The sequence below is a fragment of the Lactobacillus sp. M0403 genome, from assembly GCF_016101265.1.
Classification (GTDB): domain Bacteria; phylum Bacillota; class Bacilli; order Lactobacillales; family Lactobacillaceae; genus Lactobacillus; species Lactobacillus apis.
In genome coordinates, this window is record NZ_JACFQV010000001.1 from 291,638 (window position 1) to 309,600 (window position 17,963).

Annotated in this window: 16 protein-coding genes and 1 pseudogene; 6 read left to right on the top strand and 11 right to left on the bottom strand. The window is 37.2% G+C overall.

Annotated features, from left to right (window positions below):
- Positions 1-5: 5 nt before the first annotated feature.
- From H3T48_RS01270 to H3T48_RS01290, 5 genes are all read right to left on the bottom strand, one after another.
- Positions 6-1,850, bottom strand: coding sequence for an FAD-binding protein (locus H3T48_RS01270; RefSeq protein ID WP_232349831.1), 1,845 nt, complete (start codon positions 1,848-1,850; stop codon positions 6-8).
- Positions 1,851-2,102: 252 nt separating this feature from the next.
- A complete protein-coding gene (locus H3T48_RS01275) occupies positions 2,103-3,071 on the bottom strand; it encodes an asparaginase (protein ID WP_198187905.1) in 969 nt (322 codons plus the stop codon).
- A 109-nt stretch (positions 3,072-3,180) separates the two neighbouring features.
- Positions 3,181-3,501, bottom strand: a complete 321-nt coding sequence (locus tag H3T48_RS01280) for a carboxymuconolactone decarboxylase family protein (RefSeq protein WP_198188309.1) — start codon at positions 3,499-3,501, stop codon at positions 3,181-3,183.
- Positions 3,501-3,914, bottom strand: coding sequence for a cupin domain-containing protein (locus tag H3T48_RS01285; protein WP_198187907.1), 414 nt, complete (start codon positions 3,912-3,914; stop codon positions 3,501-3,503). The genes H3T48_RS01280 and H3T48_RS01285 overlap by 1 nt, the downstream gene beginning before the upstream one ends.
- Entirely contained in the window at positions 3,904-4,341 is a 438-nt protein-coding gene (locus H3T48_RS01290; protein ID WP_198187909.1) for a MerR family transcriptional regulator, read from the bottom strand. The genes H3T48_RS01285 and H3T48_RS01290 overlap by 11 nt, the downstream gene beginning before the upstream one ends.
- Before the next feature lie 257 nt (positions 4,342-4,598).
- Here H3T48_RS01290 and H3T48_RS01295 point away from each other — a divergent pair, with 257 nt between their 5' ends.
- Together H3T48_RS01295 and lepA are read left to right on the top strand one after the other, a co-directional pair.
- On the top strand, positions 4,599-5,255 hold the full coding sequence (locus tag H3T48_RS01295; RefSeq protein ID WP_198187911.1) for a TetR/AcrR family transcriptional regulator: 657 nt from the start codon (positions 4,599-4,601) through the stop codon (positions 5,253-5,255).
- A gap of 6 nt (positions 5,256-5,261) precedes the next feature.
- Complete coding sequence (gene lepA / locus H3T48_RS01300; RefSeq protein WP_198187913.1) at positions 5,262-7,076, top strand: translation elongation factor 4; 1,815 nt, start codon at positions 5,262-5,264, stop codon at positions 7,074-7,076.
- A 111-nt stretch (positions 7,077-7,187) separates the two neighbouring features.
- Here the strand turns inward: lepA and H3T48_RS01305 are convergent, their stop codons facing one another.
- From H3T48_RS01305 to H3T48_RS01315, 3 genes are all read right to left on the bottom strand, one after another.
- Entirely contained in the window at positions 7,188-7,577 is a 390-nt protein-coding gene (locus tag H3T48_RS01305; protein WP_198187915.1) for a DUF3037 domain-containing protein, read from the bottom strand.
- A 16-nt stretch (positions 7,578-7,593) separates the two neighbouring features.
- Positions 7,594-8,376: a HipA family kinase gene (locus tag H3T48_RS01310; protein ID WP_198187917.1), complete on the bottom strand. Its 783-nt coding sequence runs from the start codon at positions 8,374-8,376 to the stop codon at positions 7,594-7,596.
- Positions 8,377-8,478: 102 nt separating this feature from the next.
- On the bottom strand, positions 8,479-9,171 hold the full coding sequence (locus H3T48_RS01315) for a 2,3-diphosphoglycerate-dependent phosphoglycerate mutase (protein ID WP_198187919.1): 693 nt from the start codon (positions 9,169-9,171) through the stop codon (positions 8,479-8,481).
- A gap of 160 nt (positions 9,172-9,331) precedes the next feature.
- Between H3T48_RS01315 and H3T48_RS01320 the strand changes: the two genes are divergently transcribed.
- The 4 genes from H3T48_RS01320 to H3T48_RS08930 all read left to right on the top strand — a co-directional run bounded on the left by H3T48_RS01320 (position 9,332) and on the right by H3T48_RS08930 (position 12,700).
- Positions 9,332-10,126, top strand: a complete 795-nt coding sequence (locus tag H3T48_RS01320; RefSeq protein WP_198187920.1) for a DUF6612 family protein — start codon at positions 9,332-9,334, stop codon at positions 10,124-10,126.
- Positions 10,127-10,251: 125 nt separating this feature from the next.
- Complete coding sequence (locus H3T48_RS01325) at positions 10,252-11,067, top strand: hypothetical protein (RefSeq protein ID WP_198187921.1); 816 nt, start codon at positions 10,252-10,254, stop codon at positions 11,065-11,067.
- Positions 11,068-11,085: 18 nt separating this feature from the next.
- Positions 11,086-12,054, top strand: coding sequence for a Gfo/Idh/MocA family protein (locus H3T48_RS01330; RefSeq protein ID WP_198187922.1), 969 nt, complete (start codon positions 11,086-11,088; stop codon positions 12,052-12,054).
- A gap of 367 nt (positions 12,055-12,421) precedes the next feature.
- The gene (locus H3T48_RS08930) at positions 12,422-12,700 is read left to right on the top strand and encodes a hypothetical protein (protein WP_370567513.1); all 279 of its coding nucleotides are present in this window, start codon (positions 12,422-12,424) and stop codon (positions 12,698-12,700) included.
- Between the two features lie 43 nt (positions 12,701-12,743).
- On the opposite strand, the pseudogene H3T48_RS08935 reads toward H3T48_RS08930, so the two are convergent.
- The 3 genes and pseudogenes from H3T48_RS08935 to H3T48_RS01345 all read right to left on the bottom strand — a co-directional run.
- Positions 12,744-13,199, bottom strand: a pseudogene (locus H3T48_RS08935) (SLAP domain-containing protein); the annotation flags it as partial.
- A 415-nt stretch (positions 13,200-13,614) separates the two neighbouring features.
- The gene (locus tag H3T48_RS01340; RefSeq protein WP_198187924.1) at positions 13,615-15,582 is read right to left on the bottom strand and encodes a DUF1542 domain-containing protein; all 1,968 of its coding nucleotides are present in this window, start codon (positions 15,580-15,582) and stop codon (positions 13,615-13,617) included.
- Between the two features lie 421 nt (positions 15,583-16,003).
- Positions 16,004-17,827 carry a cation:proton antiporter family protein gene (locus H3T48_RS01345; protein WP_198187925.1) on the bottom strand — a complete coding sequence of 608 codons (1,824 nt, stop codon included), beginning with the start codon at positions 17,825-17,827 and terminating at the stop codon, positions 16,004-16,006.
- Positions 17,828-17,963 lie beyond the last annotated feature (136 nt).

Consider the following 17,963-nt stretch of genomic DNA (forward strand, 5'->3'; position numbering starts at 1 on the left):
TTGAATTATTTATCGATTTTACTTAATGCGTCATTAACCGCATCTTTTAGTCCGCGGCTTGTGCTTGAAGCACCAGAAACTGCATCAACATCAACTTTATTTTGCTTAACCATTTCTTCAGGCAATGTCTTAACAGCCTTTAAGCCATAGTCTTCGGATTCTGCTTGTTTCAGGACCTCAATCTTCTTCAAGTTCTTGTCCTTGTCTGCAGTAACACGAACGACGATTTCGCCGCCCATACCGCCATTTGTTCTACCAATGTATTGATCTTTGCCAGTTTCAAAAGTTTCATGGTTAAGGTCAGAAGTTAAGTGAACATCATGACTAGAAGCACCAGTTGCTGCATCAACAGTAACATCGTCCTTAGCCTTAGCAGCATTTTCACCAGCAATCTTACCCCAAATCAAACACTCAGCAATGTTGTTACCACCTTGATATTGATTTGCACAAATGCCACCAAATTCACCAGCTGAATATAGGTGTGGAATTGGTTGACCCTTAGTATCTAAAATTTCAGCTTGAGCATTTCTTCTTGCACCACCTTGGGTGTTAAGCATTGTCTGCTCCATTTGAATAGCATAAATTGGGCCATCAGCAAACACACGCATAGTCTTTGGATCACGACGGAACTCAGGATCATCACCAGTTTGAGCAGCTTTGTTGAAGCGTTCCAATGAATCTTTCAAAATAGCAGGATCTACCTTAATCTTATCTGCTAGTTCTTCTACAGAGTCGGCCTTAACTACATTTTCCTTGTATACTGGATAGCTACCAATAATTGGGTCTGCATCCAATTCTGCCTTTTTAGCTTCATCAAAAATTAGGTATGGGTGCTCTTGATTAATTGGCACTTTCCATTGACCATGGTTCTTAATGTGACCATGACGGTTTTCTTCAGCCTCATCGAAGTATCTTGTACCATCATCACCAATAACAAATGAACTACCATGAGCAACAGCAATATTTTGTGCACCAAGCATCAGACGACCACGTTCACCCTTTGGCACCGCAAAAGCCATTCCGTGAAGTAAGCCAAGTGATTCAAAGTTGTGCATGTGCCAGAAGTCTGCACCAACTTGTTCAGCCATCTTGATGCCGTCACCTTTGTTATAAAGAGTACCTAAAGGTGCTAATCTCTTGGCGCCAAGATAATCTTCAACCATGGTTTGGTTATTTTCAAAACCACCCGTTGTCATTACCACACCATTTTTAGCTTGAACCTTAAGCAACTTACCTTCGCGCTCAATCAAAACTCCTTCAATCTTACGTGTTTCAGGGTCTTGAATCAGTTCCTTGGCAGGTGTGCTGTACATAACATCAATATTGTCCTTACGTTCAACTACTTTTGCTCTTAAGATTTTCCATAAAGCTGCGTCAAACCAAGATTCGCGAACAGTTGTGAAATCATAGGATTCTGATCCTTCAAATTCTGGAAATTCTTCGTAAGCATGATGCAAACGTTCAGGTGCGTATTGTTTTGCACTACATGGTTTTACACCCAAATATTTTGTGACATAGTTTGGTGTGTTAACCATCCCTTTAACGTAAGTATCAATCATCTCTTCGTCAAGTGACATTGGTGCAGTCAAGTTCTTGTAGTACTTCTTTAACTCATCAAAATCATTACCAGTTCCGATTAATTGGGCCGAATAACGTGTGTTGCCTCCTTCATGACCTTCTGGTGCTGCATCAACAAGCAGTACTTTTGAGCCACTATCAGCTGCAAAACGAGCAGCAGTTGCACCAGCACCACCAAAGCCTAGTACAACAACATCGTAATTAGCATCCCATTTAGTATCTTTTTGATAAATCATGATTCTATCCTTCTTCTTTTTTGTAATCACTTTCATTAATAAGTTAATTTTATCACTAATATTACTTTTGGAATGATTAATTTTAAAAATTGTCCTAATTATTTAAACAAAAAGCACTTTTGTCATTTGTTCCGTAAATCACATAGACTCTTTTTAATGAGCTTAAATCAGAAATTTTGTCATAAATTGTATTTATATTTTTCAATTTATAACTATGCAAAAAAGAAGGAAGTTACCTTCCTTCTTTTTACCAAGATATTTTTATATTCATCTAAGCGAAACTCAATGTTAGTTATTGAGATATTTCTTTAATTCCTCACCCTTAAGTCCGGCGCTAAGACCAACTAGCAGTTTGATTCTAGCTTTTGGTCCGGTTAATCCACGACAGAAAATGATACCCATTTTAGCAAGGTTAACGCCGCCGCCCTCGTAGTCGTAAACTGGTTCAGCAATTCCGTTGAAGCAGCGGGATACTAAGACTAGCGGGATATTGTGGTCAATTAAAGATTGCAGCTCAGGCAAAGTCTCTGGTGGCATGTTTCCGGCACCCAAAGCTTCAATCACAATGCCGTTAGTTTCCGGCTTGTTTAATGCGTGGAGTAGTTCTGTATCCATTCCAGCGTAGGCTTTAACCAGATAAACATTTGAGACAACGTGATCAATTGGTTCGTGTGCTTGTGGCTTAATTGTTTGAACATAATTAACATGCCCTTCGGAAACAATTCCAATTGGACCAAAAGTTGGTGTACGGAAAGTTGCAACATTGGTGGTATGAGTTTTTGTCACATAGCGAGCTGAATGAATCTCATCGTTCATTACCACTACTACACCTTTACCCACTGATTCAGGTGAACTGGCAACTGTAATCGCAGTTCTAAAGTTATATAAACCGTCGCTACCCACTTCATTAGACGAGCGCATTGCACCAGTTACCACAACTGGCATTTTACTTGAAATAGTTAAATCTAAAAAGATTGCTGTTTCTTCAAGCGTATCGGTGCCATGGGTAACAACTGCGCCAAAAAAGCCTTCTGCTTCAGCACGACGAATTCGTAAAGAAAGTTCAAGCATTCTTTGGGGTGTCATATGCGGTGACGGTACATTAAAAATTTCTTCCGTCACTAATTCAACTTCGCCTTTATTCTCTACCTGAATGGCAGTAAGTGGATTTTGGTCATTCGGTTTAATATTACCATCTGCATCTTCAGACATTGAAATAGTCCCACCAGTATGCAAAATCAGAATTTTCTTTGTCATATTCGTCTCTCCTAGCTATAAGCGGTTAAGCCAATTCTAACATTTATGCGGACAGGATTGAAATGATTAAAACTGAATTTTTGCGCCTTAATTTAGAGACTTTTTATAATTATTCGCCGTAAACTTCTTTAGCTAAATCAAAGGCAGTCCACGCATTAGGCCAGCCACAATAAAAGGCTAAATGAGTAATTAGTTCTACCATTTCTTCTTTGGTGACGCCATTAGTTTTTGCAATACCCATATGCGATTTTAATTGTGGATATGCTCCTTTGGCCATCAAAGCAGCACAAGTAATCAAGCTGCGATCACGTGCTGGCAGCTGCTTTTCGCGAGACCAAACTTCACCAAATAAAACATCATCATTTAATTCTGCAAATTTAGGAGCAAATTCACCTAAATTATCACGTCCTGCTGTTTGTTTTTTCATAATTAGTTCTCCAATCCTTGATAATATTCATCTGTTACAGGTTCTAGCCACTCTGGCGTTCCTGCTGTAATTGCAAGATGCGCAAACCAACTATCTTTAGTAGCACCGTGCCAATGCTTGACCCCATCGTGAACTACCACTACATCCCCAGGATGTAATTTCTGTGCTGGCTTATTCTCTTCTTGATACCAGCCCTCACCAGCAGTTGCAATTAAAATCTGGAAACCATTGTTGTGCTTATGCCAATTGTTGCGGCATCCCGGCTCAAAGCTAACATTCGAAACACCAACATTTAATGCAGAATCTGCAACTAAATTCTCTAAGTAACTTTGACCAATGAAATATTTTTGATATGCTTCATTCTTTTCGCCTAAAGGAAACAAACCTTTTTTGACGCTTTCTTCATTATTTGTCATTCTTAGTCTCTCCAATCTGTTTTAGATAAACTGCAAAAGTTTCGTCGTCAGCAATGCTGTGATCCTGCTTTGCCTGGTACCAGTCGATTTTTTGTCCAAGCACTTTCATACTGCTCTTCAGCTCTAGCAATCTTTCCTCAGCACTAGTTTGAACTTCTTTTAACAAAGCTAGCCGCTGTGGAATAGTTGCATCCCCTTGGGCACGCAGCTGGATGTACTCTTTTAATTGCGGAATTGTCATTCCAGTACCTTTTAGATGTAAAACAAACTCAAGCCAGCTGAGATCATCATCTGTATAGTAACGTTGCCCAGTTTTATCTCTTTTAGGAACAAGTAATTCTTCTTGCTCGTAGTAGCGTAAAGTCGATGGTGTCAAATGCGTCAATTCACTGAATTGACCAATACGATAATGTTCTTTTGCAGTCATCATTACTCCTAGTTAACCTATTATTTTTAACAACTTTACGATATTCCTTCAAGTGCACTTTAAGTCAAGCGCTTTTTAATTTTTACGTTTTATTTTTTATTTTAAAACTTTTATCTTTTACGTTTTATTTTAAAACTTTTATCTTTTACGTTTTATTTTTAAATTTTTATTTTTTGACTTTTAATGGGTATTTTTGCTTGCCAAAATTTCGACCGACTTGTAAAATGACCGTTGGTCATTATTAAAAGGAGACATTTATGCACGTCTTAACTCCTGAAGAAAAACAAGCCAAAAAACAGCTGATTGCAACAGCTGCGAGCAAGCTTTTTCAAGAACACGATTTTAACGAAATCTCAATGGCACAAATTGCCAATGAATCTGGCGTAGCAAAAGGTACATTATTTAACTACTTTAAAACCAAAGAAAATATTTTTATGTACCTTCTTTTATCCGGCTACCAAAACTATTTAAAAGAGGTCTTATTCGACTGGCAAAATGGTCCCCAAATTACTACTTGGGACCACCTTACTGCTTTTTTATTAAAGCAAAATCACTATTTAATTCACGAAAAGGCTGATTTACTGCGGCTTAATGCACTGCGCGCACCCATCTTGGAAGCAGCTGCTGACCGTGAACAGACGCTTGCCGGAAGAGCTGCTCTCTACCAAATCAGTCAAGAACTTGGTCAGGCAATTGCAAATAGTATTACAGAATTATCGGCTAAAAAAGCTAGCCATATTTTTGTAATTCAAAGTGCAATTATTAGCGGCTTAATGAATATGATGAATCTTGATGAATTTCATCATGACCAACTGCCAGTGGATTTTAAAGAATTTCAAATTGATTTAGAAACAGAAGCAAACCAACTGCTCGAGTTTTATCTACAAGGATTGCAAAAAGAATTGGAGAGATAATTGAAAATGAAAACTGCAAATATCCGTAATTTTGCCATTATTGCTCACATTGATCACGGTAAATCTACTCTTGCCGATCGAATAATGGAACAAACCGAAACAGTGAGTGAGCGTGAACTTAGTGCCCAATTATTAGACAGCATGGAAGTTGAACAAGCACATGGTGTAACTGTCAAATCGCGTTCTGTGCGTAACTTTTATCATGGCGATGATGGTCAGGAATATGAATATAATTTGATTGATACACCTGGACACGTTGATTTTTCTTACGAAGTTTCAAAAAGTCTTGCCGCTAGTGACGGTGCGATTTTGCTTGTGGACGCCACTCAAGGTGTTCAAGCGCAAACAATTGCCAACCTGCGACTGGCAGTAAAACATCATTTAACCATTATTCCAGTTATCAACAAAATTGATAGTTTATCTGCAGACGTTGTAGCAACTGAAAAACAAATTCGCGCACTCCGTCCTGAATTTGAGGATTGCGATATTTTGAAAATTTCTGCTAAAACAGGTAAAAATGTGCATGACGTTCTGGAAGCAATTTATCAAAAGATTCCAGCTCCAACTGGCGACCCCAAGGCTCCGCTCAAGGCACTCGTTTTTGACTCCCAATACGACCCATATCAAGGAATCGTCGCTGAAGTAAGAATGATTGATGGTCAACTAACCACCCAGCAGAAATTGAAATTGATGAGTCAAGGCGAAACCTTTAATGCTCAAGCCGTTGGGATTTTTACACCTAACATGAAGCCTGTTGAAAAACTAGAAACTGGCGAAGTTGGATACTTAGTTACCGGTCTAAAGGACGTGGCTGCTGTTCAAGTAGGTGAAACCCTAACTGATGCAGCTAATCCAACAGCACAAGCTTTTCCTAACTTTAAGCCAGCACAGTCAATGGTTTACGCCGGACTTTACCCTAAAGGCGATACCAGCTATGAAGCACTGAAGCAGGCCATCAGCAAGCTCGCACTTAATGATTCGGCTTTTCACTACACACCTGAACAATCAGAGGCTCTTGATGCCGGTTTCCGGTGCGGCTTCTTGGGAATTTTCCACTTACAAATTATTCAGGAACGTTTGCGTGACGAGTACCACGTTGAGGTACTAACAACTGCACCAAACGCTACTTACCACGTCTATTTGAAGTCACCTGATCCAAAGCAAGAATACCTGACCATCACTAATCCAGCTAAATTCCCTGACTTCTCAGAAATTGATTACGTGACTGAGTCTTATGTTAAAGCGGTCATCACCACGCCAGAAAGCTATCTTGGTGCCGTAATGAAACTTTGCGACCAACATTTTGGTGAAATGGTTGATCTCGATAACCAACAGGATTTAGTCACATTAACCTATAAGTTGCCTGTTTCTGAAATTGCCTATAACTTTTTCAACAGCTTAAAATCAATTACTCATGGTTACGCAACACTAGATACTGAATTTCTTGATTATGAACTTGTTGATGTGGTCAAAATTCAAATTCAGATTAACTACGCAGCCGTCGATGCACTCGACATCATTGTGCCGCGCCAAAATGCAGACAAAATTGCACATAGACTGGTTGAAAAACTAAAATACACTGTGCCACGTCGTCTTTATCCAATGCCGGTTCAAGCAATGGTTGAAAACAAATCAATTGCTCGTGTGGATGTTCCCCCACTACGTAAAAATGCAGCTGTTAACGGTGAAAAGCGGAGCATTTCTAAAAAGCAACAACTATTGCGTCGGCAAAGTTTAAACAAGCGTCAAGCAGTCAAAAGCGATATTAAATTGCCTCAAAGTGTTTTCGATGCTGTCTTAAACCTTAATGAAGATGACTAAAAACTAACGAATAACCATTAAAAAGTAAAAGAGCCCCTAATATTTAGACCTATAGTCTATTTATTAGAGGTTCTTTTATAGCTGCACTTTTTAGTAGAACTGATAATTAGTTTAAAGGAACACTTGGGCTAACCTCGCAATATCTGCTTCGATATTTTCTTTGTCAGAAGCCAGACTGGCAACATCCCTAAATTGAAATTCATTTGCCAAATACTCTGTTTTTGCCTTTAAGTATTCGTCTGATTCCACAATAAGTAATTCATCTTCTCGCGAAGTCGATTTGGAAGAAATGTTTTCGGCTAAAGCCTGCATAGTAATCGTATAAAATTCCTCATCCCATTCCTTATCAAATGTGGCAAGACGATTTATATCATTTGTATAAACAAATTTAGCTATCTGTAAATTGGGCACATGAAACGCAATCCCGACATTAAGCCGCTCTTGCCTAATTTCACTTGGTACGTATTGTAGAACTGAATAGTAAATTTTTACTTTCTGCATTATTTTTCACCCTTACCTAAAGCTTAAAGTGTTCTTGTAAAACAGCAACAATTTCCTGACAGCGATTAAGCTGGAAGTAAATAAACTTTTTAGCTGCCTGTAAGTCTTCGTTAGTAATGCCCCAATCCGTTAAAGGAATCTCTCTAAAAATATCTGCTTTAGCATCATCGGAAAGGTCATCAATCCTTTGCTCTATTTTTGCAAAAGCCTGTTTTCCTTTAATCTGCTTTATCATTGCTTGATAAAGTGGACCATTCAGTTCCTCTAAAACAGTCAGCGGCATTTCCATATCCTGTGATAAGCTATATTGATCCCAAATCTGAGCAATTCTAAAAATGGCACCAAAGTCAATTAAGACAATTCTTTTCGTTTCTTTTTCAAAAAGCCAATTACCACGATTTGCTCCACGATCAATGTTTTCCAAAAGCTGGTCGATTAATAAAATGCCTGCAAAATCTTCCTTGTTAGTTGCATGTCTGAAAAAGTTAGGACATGCGCCTGATGTTGCATTAATCCATCTAGAAGCAAAACAAATACCAGCTTGAGCATTGATCTCTTGAAGCTGTTTATTTGCATCAATCATGTCTTGAGATAAATAAATTAGTTGCTGCTCAGGGACAGGTAGGGACAAAGCTCTTGCTAGGCGATAGCCAATTAGTTCATTAAATAGTGCCTTTCCAGTTTGATACTTGTTTTGACATTTCAATACCAACAATTCAAATTGATAATCACAGTTAACTAAAAACGGAACCGTCGTTCCCACTTTTAATTTAGCTTCTACTGAAGTTACTCTTTTCATAATACCAACTTCTACAAATACCTTAGTTTGTCAGATTTTTGCATGATAGCAAAAAACCACTTCGAAAATAATTTCGAAATGGCTTTTTAGTTCAAAGTTAAATTAGTCGTCTAACTTTTCTTTGTTAGTAACGTTTAATTTTTCATCGAATGTGTAAACTACTGGTTCACCAGTCTTCATTTCTAGGTTCATGATGTCTTCATCAGAAATGTTTTCAATGTACTTAGTTAAAGCACGAAGTGAGTTACCGTGAGCAGCGATGATAACGTTCTTACCAGCCAATAGGTCTGGTGCAATACGATCTTCCCAGAATGGCATTACTCGTTCAAGACAAACCTTTAAGTTTTCAGTCCGAGGAATGATGTGTGGGTCAAGATCTGCATAACGACGGTCATGTACTTGACTAAACTCTGAATCATCTTCAAGCTTTGGTGGCAAAACATCGTATGAACGACGCCAAATGTGAACTTGTTCGTCACCATATTTTTCAGCAGTTGCTTCTTTGTTTAAGCCTTGTAAACCACCATAGTGACGTTCGTTAAGTCTCCATGATTTAGTTTCAGGAACCCAAAGTTGACCACTTTCTTCTAAAGCGAAGTGCAAAGTCTTGATTGCACGAGTCAAAACTGAGGTATAAGCTTGGTCAAATTTGAGGCCGTGCTCCTTAATTAACTTACCCGCATTCTTTGCTTCTTCTACACCTTTTTCTGACAAGTTAACATCAACCCAACCAGTGAACTTGTTTTCAAGGTTCCATTCACTTTGGCCGTGACGAATTAAAACTAATTTCGACATGAAAAAATATCTCCTTTGCAAATTAAAAGCTTCACTTACTATTTTACACATTTAAATTTTGTTTTCATAGGGTTTAGAGCTAAAAATCGTTTTTTAAATTTTTGATTTACGATACAATAGAGATATTAATGAATATAAGGAAAGAGAATATCTAACCAAGATGAAATTCAAAAAAGTATTGTTAAGTATAGGCGTTGTCGTTGCACTAATTTCTAGTGGTTGCTCTAAACAAAAAAAGCAAGCCGATCCAATTTTAACTAAAACGCAAGTCATTCAAAAATCACAGAAGTCCTTCAAGAGTGGTGAAGCAAAGCAAATTGTTAATTTGAAAACCGACACTTCTAGTCAAATCGTTGCTTCTAACTATTCATTCGGTGGTGACCCAACCGTATTCCACGTTAACTACCAAACAGAAGCTAAGGGTAAAACTCATAACATGGATGAATGGATTAGCAACACTGGTAATCTTTACATCAATGGTCAAAGCACATGGTACAAAACTGAAATTGAAAAAATGTCTGGTCACTCATATGCCGACGTTTTAGATGCAGTTTTGAACAACGAAATGTTAATAAATCCACCTAAGGGTTTAACTGATGCTTATAAGATGAAGCGTTCTGGTAAAACCTACACGTTAACAGCAAAAATCACTGATAAAAAGATCATGAAAGCTGCAGTTGCACCAATCTTTACAACTAATACCCAAAGTCCGCAGCAGCAAAAAATCTATCAAAAGCTAGCTAAAGTTGGTAAATTTGAAGATATGACCGTGAAGCTAGTAGTAAAAGGCTCTAAGTTATCCACTTTCAGTTACACCGTTAACCTCAAAATTGGGAAGATGATGAAAATGAGTGCAGGGCAAAGTTATAGTAACTTTGGTCGCCACGACTTCCTGAAGGTTCCTAACAATGCGCTAGATGGTAAGCCACTACCAAAAGAAAATAAGAAAAAATAATTTAAATTTATAAAAAAGAGCACTATTTCTTGAAGAAATAGTGTTTTTTTCTCGAAAAGAATAGACTAGACCAATTAATTACTGTAAAATCAGAATTAAATTAAGATTAAACAAGGAGAAAAATTATGAAAACTAAAAAAGTTATTTCTAGTATATTATTAACCTTAGCCTTCCTAGCAGGTGGGCTAAGTCAAACACACAGCGTTTCGGCTGCTCTTGATAAAGAACAAGCAGTATCAATTGTTAAAAAAGGTTCACCAGAAACCCAAAGTGCAGGCTTAGATGCTACTTTTGATGTAAAAGTTAACAAGGAAAAGCCAATTATATTCAAGATAAATAGTGAATTAAAAATTAAGCCTGCCCTAGCTCATGTAACACTACAGACTAGCTACGGCAAAAAAACGAGTGAAACTGAGGAAATGTGGACTTCAGAAGAAACTAATCGTCTTTATAGCAAAAATAAGGGTAAATGGGAATACACGTCCTTACCAAAGCCTTCAAAAAAGAAGCCTAAAGGTGCAGAGGCTCAATTATTTAATCTCTTGAGCGATCCTAAGACATATACCAAAACCAGTGATTTATTTATTAAAGCTCTAGATGACAATAGTGAATTGTCTGGACCAGATCAAGATGGCGTGTACACCCTAACTGTTAATGTAAGTGCACCTAAAATGAAAAAGCTATTCCTAGAGTTTTACAAAAAAGCTAAATTTAGTAAGAAAGAAATTAAAGAGTTCAAGAAAAGTGTCAAGTTTACCAACATCCAATTTGCCTACACAATTAAAGATGAAAAACTTGTTGGCTATACTGGCAATGTTACCTTAAAATTGGCAAAATTAATGAAATTTAGTGAGACCATATCCACAAATCACTTTGATGGGTATAATGATCTTAAACTACCCGATGAGGTTATAAATGCCAAGAAGGCAAAATCAAAGTAGATTTAATGGAGGATATCGATGAAGCTAGGAATTATTGGTAGTGGAAAAATTGTTCATGATTTTTTGACAACTGCGGATAAAATAGCCGACTTAGAACTAGCAGCTATTTCAACCACTCCACGCAGCAAACAAATTGCACAGGATTTAGCTGAGCAATATCAGATTGCTGAAGTTTTTTCCGATAATGACGAGCTCTATCGTGACCCAAATGTCGATACTGTCTATGTTGCTGTCCCTAACTCTTTACATTACGATGTAGTTAAACAGGCTATCTTGAATGGCAAAAACGTGATTTGTGAAAAACCATACGTTGCAACGGTTGCTGAAGCAAGGGAATTGAAAAAATTAGCTGATGAACATCACGTCATTATCGTTGAAGCAATCACTAATATTCATTTAGAAAATTACTTAGCAATTAAACGTGCTCTTTCTAAAATTGCGCCTATCCATATTGCTAGCCTTAATTACACGCAGTATTCTAGTCGCTATGATGATTTCCTAGAAGGAAACATCGCACCAGTTTTTGATCCTGCAAAAGACGGCGGCACGTTAATGGATTTAAATATCTATAATATTCATTTAGCCGTTGGACTTTTTGGCAAGCCAAAAGCCGTGCAATACTATCCTGTGATGCAAAAAGGAATCGATACTTCAGGTATTCTAAATCTGACTTATCCTGAAATGCAGGCTAGTCTAATTGCCTCAAAAGATTGCTACACTACTCCACGTTCCTTTATTGAGGGAGAAAAAGGTTCAATTTTCTTTGATGGTTCAACTGGTGTAATTGATCGCTTCAGCATTGAGCTGAGAAATGGTGATACTGATATCTTTGAATTTAATCATTACAAGCACCGGATGGCTAGTGAGTTCAATGACTTTGTTAAGATCATTGACAACCACGATACTAAAGCCGCTGAGGAATTATATGATCATAGCATAACGGTCATGGATGTGTTGGCACAAGCGAAAAAGTCGGTAGCAAAGTAGTCACATTAAAATAAGACAAACTAAAACACAGCTATTCTATTAATTTAGAAAAGCTGTGTTTTTTTAATAAAAAAGGCCTAAGCCACCTAATTACTTAAATCATTTAGATTCAATAATTTGGGATAAACTTACAGCCTTTTTGTTTAACTACTAAACAATAAATTTGAGTAGCTAATAGTTATTTACTATTTTTGGGGTTCAGCTGAACCGTTTGGGGTCGCACCATTGCTGCCTGAGCCATTTGAGGTTGATCCGTTACTGCCTGAGCCGTTTGAAGTTGAACCATTGCTGCCTGAGCCATTTGAAGTTGATTCGTTGCTGCCTGAGCCGTTTGAAGTTGAACCATTGCTACCTGAGCCATTTGAGGTTGAACCATTGCTGCCTGAGCCGTTTGAGGTTGATCCGTTGCTGCCTGAGCCGTTTGAAGTTGAACTATTGCTGCCTGAGCCGTTTGAAGTTGAACCATTACTACCTGAGCCATTTGAGGCTGAACCATTGCTGCCTGAGCCATTTGAGGTTGATCCGTTGCTGCCTGAGCCGTTTGAAGTTGAACCATTGCTGCCTGAGCCATTTGAAGTTGAACCATTGCTACCTGAGCCGTTTGAGCCAGAATTATTACCGGTTGAATTTTGAGTATTATTGTTAGGTTGAACAGGCTTTTCTTTCTTAGCCAATGCACTAACTTTGATATAACCATATTTTGTTGAGTAATACTTTTTACCGTTAATAGTTACGACTGAGCCATAAACTTTAATGCCTTGGCCTTTGCGAACCTTACTATTTTTGATAACTTTACCACTTCTGGTATACAAAACTGTGTTTTTGGCTGCCTTAAGCTTTTTACCATCAACATTTGAAGCCTTTATATATTCATTTTTGCCTATCTTGTAATAAAGCTTACCATTGATTGTCTTCTGACCATAAACATGAATCTTTTTGCCAGCTTTAATAACTTTCTTTGTCTTTTTACCAGTCTTTTTATAAACGGCTGAGTTAGCACCAATTACCTTTGTTTTGGTAGCTGCACTAACTTCAGTAGGTACAGTACCTATTTCATTGCTTGGAACTTGACTTAAACCAACCGATAGCAAAGTTGCACCGGTAACGGAAATAATCATTTTTTTGTAAAAATTGTTTTTACTCATTTTCAAAAACCTCACACTAGATTTACATTACATATATTGCCCCTAATATAACTGGTATCAAGAACGATATAATTAATAGTAGCCCTATAAGCCCAGGATTTCAACACGATATATTTGAATAATCAAAAATTTATATAGTTTAAAAGAAGTAATCAAATATCCACAATATAAATTAAAAAGCACTCAAACGTGTAGTGTATTAATAATATTGCTTTATATACTATTGCTAAGTTTATAGAATAGCACTTAATAACCAGCTATTGCTTATTAATAAATTTACACGCATTTACTTTTTTAAACACAAAAAGGCCTAAGCATCCTAATTGGTTAAATCATTTAGATTTAACCAATTGCAGATGAGCTATGGCCTTTTTACTTATTTTTTGACTACTGAAGAATAAATTTAAGTATCTGATTAACGTGTACTTTCTGAGTCAGTAGGTACTTGTGCACATGCTGCTTGCACTGTATTTACTGCTGTAACTAAATCTGATGCTTTTGTAGCACTTTGTACATCGCTCAATGAAGATTCAACAATAGCATCAATTGCAGCATTAGCTTCTTCTTTTTCATCTTCTGATAAAAGTGGATCATTATTATATCTGTCTTTACCAGCTTTTGCTGCTTCATTAATTGCATTAACTGCTGCTGTTTGTTGTTTTTCAAAAGGAACTACTTCATTTAGGGCGCTTTGTAAGTCAGTTTCAGCCTTATCTAAATCAGCTTGAGTCTTTGCATTAGCAATTGTTTCCTTTGCCTTGTTTACTGCAGCTGTTACTTTAGCTGAATCTCCACCAGCCTTAGTAACGAATTCGCCTGCTTTTGTTGCTAAATCTAAGCTTTCGATTCTACTTGGCTCAAGTTGACAAGCTTCAATAGCGGCTGTTTGAGCGTCAGTTATCTCTTGTTCAGATTTTGCATTCTCAATGCTGTCTTTTGCATCTTGAGCAATTTGATCAATTTTTGAAATTGCAGCACTCTTATCATCATTTGATAAAGGACTACTATTAATTGCATTAGTTGCATCTGTTACAGCATCATCAATAGCGGTGCTAGCTGCTGCTTTCTTATCCTTTAATACGTCTTCATTAGTTGATTCTTTATCACATACTGCTTTTACCGCATTTAGTGTTGAAACTAAATCTCCAGTTGTTTTAGCATCTTCTATAGCGCTAGGAGTTTTATCATCATATTTTTCTAAAGCAGAGGCAACTACGGCATCAATTGAAGCAGTTGCCTCTGCTTTATCATCATCTGATAGACTTGTATCACTATTAATTTTATCTTTTGCTGCTTGGGCAGTTGTTTTAATTGCACTAACTGTTGCTTCTTTTTGCTCTGCAAAAGGAACTACATCATTAAGGTCATTTTGTAAATCTGCTTCTGCCTTATCTAAATCAGCTTTTGTTGCAGCCTTAGCAATTGCTTTCTTAGCCTTATCAACTGCAGCTTTTACCTTGGTTGCATCACCGCCTGCTGTATTAGTAACAAATTCACCTGCTTTTGAAGCTAAGTCGGTGCTTTCAATTTTGCTTGGTTCAAGTTGAGAAGCTGCAATAGCACTATCTTTAGCCGCATTTATATCTGCTTCAGATTGCGCGTTATTAATAGTATCAGCTGCTGCTTGGGCAATCTTATTAACACGGTCGATTGCAGCCTTCTGATCATCATCTGATAGAGGGCTAGTCTTGATTGCATTAATTGCATCTTCTGCAGCCTTCTTAACTTCAGTATTAGCTGCTGCTTTCTTATCTTTTAATGCATCAACTGCTGGAGTGCTAGGCGTAGTGGATCCTGTAGAAGTATTTGTGGTATTTGAAGTAGAACCAGTACCTGCTGTAGAATCTTGTGTATTATCATTTGCACCCTTGTCAGGTTCAACAGGCTGTGTCTTACCAACAAGTGCACTTACTTTAATATAACCATATTTTGTTGAGTAATATTTTTTACCCTTTATGGTTACTTGTCCACCATAAATTTTAACGCCCTGACCCTTACGAACTTTACTATTCTTAATTACTTTACCGCTTCTAGTGTACAAAACTGTATTTTTAGCTGCATGACGCTTTTTACCATCAACATTTGAAGCTTTGATATATTGGTTTTTGCCAATCTTATAATAGAGCTTACCATTGATTGTCTTTTGACCATACACGCGAACCTTTTTGCCGACACTAATAATCTTCTTGGTTTTAATAACTTTTTTGCCTGTTTGTTTATAAACAGCAGAATTAGCCCCAATTACCTTAGTCTTTTGAGCAGCACTGACCTCAGTAGGTGCACTACTCATAATATTATTTGGAACTTGACTTAAACCAACCGATAACAATGTAGCACCGGTAACAGAAACGATTACTTTTTTGTAAAAACTATTTTTACTCATCTCTTAAAAACCTCACACTAGTTTTACTTTTATTTATTCTATTGCTCCCAATATAGCTGTTATTAAGAACGATATAATTAATAATAGCGCTACGTTTTCGACGTTTGAACACTATATACAAAAAAAAAAAAAATGAATATAGTTTTATAGTGTAAGTAGAATTTGTTTAAATAAAATAATTGCCCTTATCATTTAGTATTTTAGTATTATTAATTAATTACAGCATTTATAGCATTATCATATATTTATAAAATAATATATTATAAATTACCATTTATAAATATGTGAAAAGCAAAACTAAGCAAACTTTTAGCTTTTTAGCAAAAAAGCAATTACAAAATTTTAGTCTTTTTTGTATCTAACAAGCAATAAAATGTGAGTCCACATAAAAAGAGCTAATCAATTTGATTAGCTCTTCAAACTATTTTTTACCAACAATTCGACGTACCCGATCTGCTGCTTCATATTTAGCAGAAAAGATTAATTCATCACCAGCTTCAATCACAGTATGGCCGTGTGGAACCAGCCACTTTTGCCCACGACGAATACGGCTAACAGTAATATCTTTGGCTAAGTCCCAGTCCATTAATTCACGTCCTGAATACTTCATATTGCGAACAACAACTGAATAGACAGCATTCTTGGTATCTGTTAGTACACTATATACCCCTGGTGATTCAATCAGTGCACGTAATAATGATGAAGTCACGTTACTTAAATCATAAACTTCCATTCCGTTCTGACGTAGTTCATTTACTTTAGCAATATCTGCCCGTTTTTGGCAAATAATGATTCGCTTAAACTTGCCTTTAGCTTTTGCCTGCTCGCCTAAACGTAGATTAGTTTCATCCGAGCGTAAAGCAGCAACAAAAATATTGCCACTGAATGCACCAGCTTGATTAAGATCGGTTTCTTCCAGATGTGGTAACAAAGTTAAGTTGGGCACACGACTCTTATAGATATCGTAGTGTTCACTGCTTGTCGTATACATTTTCACGGAATACCAATTGTCGTGCAAGTCATGCATAATCGGTACAGTTAGCGCATTAGTCCCCATAATGACAACTTCTTCTTTTATGCGGTCTTCAGGTTGCAGTTTAAAAAGAGCATTGAATAAAATCGGACAAAGAATGCAGACAATAACAGCTGCCAAGATAAAGACATCCGATTGAAGTCGAGAAATGACATTTAGCTTACGTGCAACTTCTAGCGCTGGCAGAACTATTGTAATTGTGGTTGCCGTCAAAAAGCCACCAGCAAGACCATTGCGTGAGCCAAACTTTTTCATAAAAATTAGAGCTACCGGTAGTTTAGCCAAGAGCAAAAATACAACAAGAACTGGTAGTAAAATCAATGAATTAGGATGAGCAAACAGTGACCTTAAATTAAGCTTTACACCTGTCATGATAAAGAAAATCGGGATGAAAAAGCCATAACCAATCGACGTCAATTTGTCTGCCGTTTCATGACTAGGTTCAAGCAGCTTCATCACAATTCCCGCCAAAAAGGCTCCCAGAATATTTTCCACGCCAACTTTTTCAGCAACTGTAACTAAGGCAAAAATCAAGAAAAAGGCAAGGCGCACATCTAATTGCGTTGTCGACTTAGTTACCTTGGCAAACCACAAATATGGTTGCTTAAAGCGCCACAATAACAAAATTGCCGCACCAAACAATAAAATAATTAGCCATAATTGCCTGGTATTACCACCATTAATTGCGGCGTAAACCGTTAAAAGAATCAGTGGAATAACTTCACCCAAAACAGCTGTTAACAAAATAGTCTGCCCAACTGGTCGTCCCAAGATATCCTTTTCTTTCAGTGTTGCAATTACGACTCCCAAAGCTACGGTCATAAAGATGATGGTTGCGAGCATTACATCACTGAATAACCCTAACATCTTTAAGACAAGCGCCAGGCACACCGAGAAAACAGTAGCGCCAATAAAGGCACTGCTTGCCGTTTTCAAAGGATCGACTTGCTTGTCTGACTTTTTCTTGCTAGGCTTCAATAGTTCAAAATCAATTTCCATCCCTGACAGGAATAGTAACAAAATCACACCCAAACTGGATAAAAAGTTTAAGTCATGCGTTGGCTGAACAAAGTTAAAGCCACTAGCACCCAAAATGATGCCAATAATGATTTCTGCCACCGCAGTTGGGATTGCCGTTACTTTAAGTCGCGCCATCATAATTGGTACGATTAAGGCAAACAAAACAACCAAGAATAAAGATAGCTGTGCCATGAAAAGCCTCCTTAAATACTGTGAAAATTATACACGAAAATAGTAACAAGCAAAACGGACAACAACTCAGTTTTAGCAATAGTTTGCAATCTATTTAATTACTTAAAAAATTGAAGACAAAGCTTAATCAACCAGC

What these genes read in the sequence shown, in the direction of transcription:
- H3T48_RS01270 (WP_232349831.1), bottom strand. Translation starts at nt 1,850, where the DNA reads ATGAAAGTGATTACAAAAAAGAAGAAGGATAGAATCATGATTTATCAA.
- H3T48_RS01275 (WP_198187905.1), bottom strand. Translation starts at nt 3,071, where the DNA reads ATGACAAAGAAAATTCTGATTTTGCATACTGGTGGGACTATTTCAATG.
- H3T48_RS01285 (WP_198187907.1), bottom strand. Translation starts at nt 3,914, where the DNA reads ATGACAAATAATGAAGAAAGCGTCAAAAAAGGTTTGTTTCCTTTAGGC.
- H3T48_RS01290 (WP_198187909.1), bottom strand. Translation starts at nt 4,341, where the DNA reads ATGACTGCAAAAGAACATTATCGTATTGGTCAATTCAGTGAATTGACG.
- H3T48_RS01295 (WP_198187911.1), top strand. Translation starts at nt 4,599, where the DNA reads ATGCACGTCTTAACTCCTGAAGAAAAACAAGCCAAAAAACAGCTGATT.
- lepA (WP_198187913.1), top strand. Translation starts at nt 5,262, where the DNA reads ATGAAAACTGCAAATATCCGTAATTTTGCCATTATTGCTCACATTGAT.
- H3T48_RS01305 (WP_198187915.1), bottom strand. Translation starts at nt 7,577, where the DNA reads ATGCAGAAAGTAAAAATTTACTATTCAGTTCTACAATACGTACCAAGT.
- H3T48_RS01310 (WP_198187917.1), bottom strand. Translation starts at nt 8,376, where the DNA reads ATGAAAAGAGTAACTTCAGTAGAAGCTAAATTAAAAGTGGGAACGACG.
- H3T48_RS01315 (WP_198187919.1), bottom strand. Translation starts at nt 9,171, where the DNA reads ATGTCGAAATTAGTTTTAATTCGTCACGGCCAAAGTGAATGGAACCTT.
- H3T48_RS01320 (WP_198187920.1), top strand. Translation starts at nt 9,332, where the DNA reads ATGAAATTCAAAAAAGTATTGTTAAGTATAGGCGTTGTCGTTGCACTA.
- H3T48_RS01325 (WP_198187921.1), top strand. Translation starts at nt 10,252, where the DNA reads ATGAAAACTAAAAAAGTTATTTCTAGTATATTATTAACCTTAGCCTTC.
- H3T48_RS01330 (WP_198187922.1), top strand. Translation starts at nt 11,086, where the DNA reads ATGAAGCTAGGAATTATTGGTAGTGGAAAAATTGTTCATGATTTTTTG.
- H3T48_RS01340 (WP_198187924.1), bottom strand. Translation starts at nt 15,582, where the DNA reads ATGAGTAAAAATAGTTTTTACAAAAAAGTAATCGTTTCTGTTACCGGT.
- H3T48_RS01345 (WP_198187925.1), bottom strand. Translation starts at nt 17,827, where the DNA reads ATGGCACAGCTATCTTTATTCTTGGTTGTTTTGTTTGCCTTAATCGTA.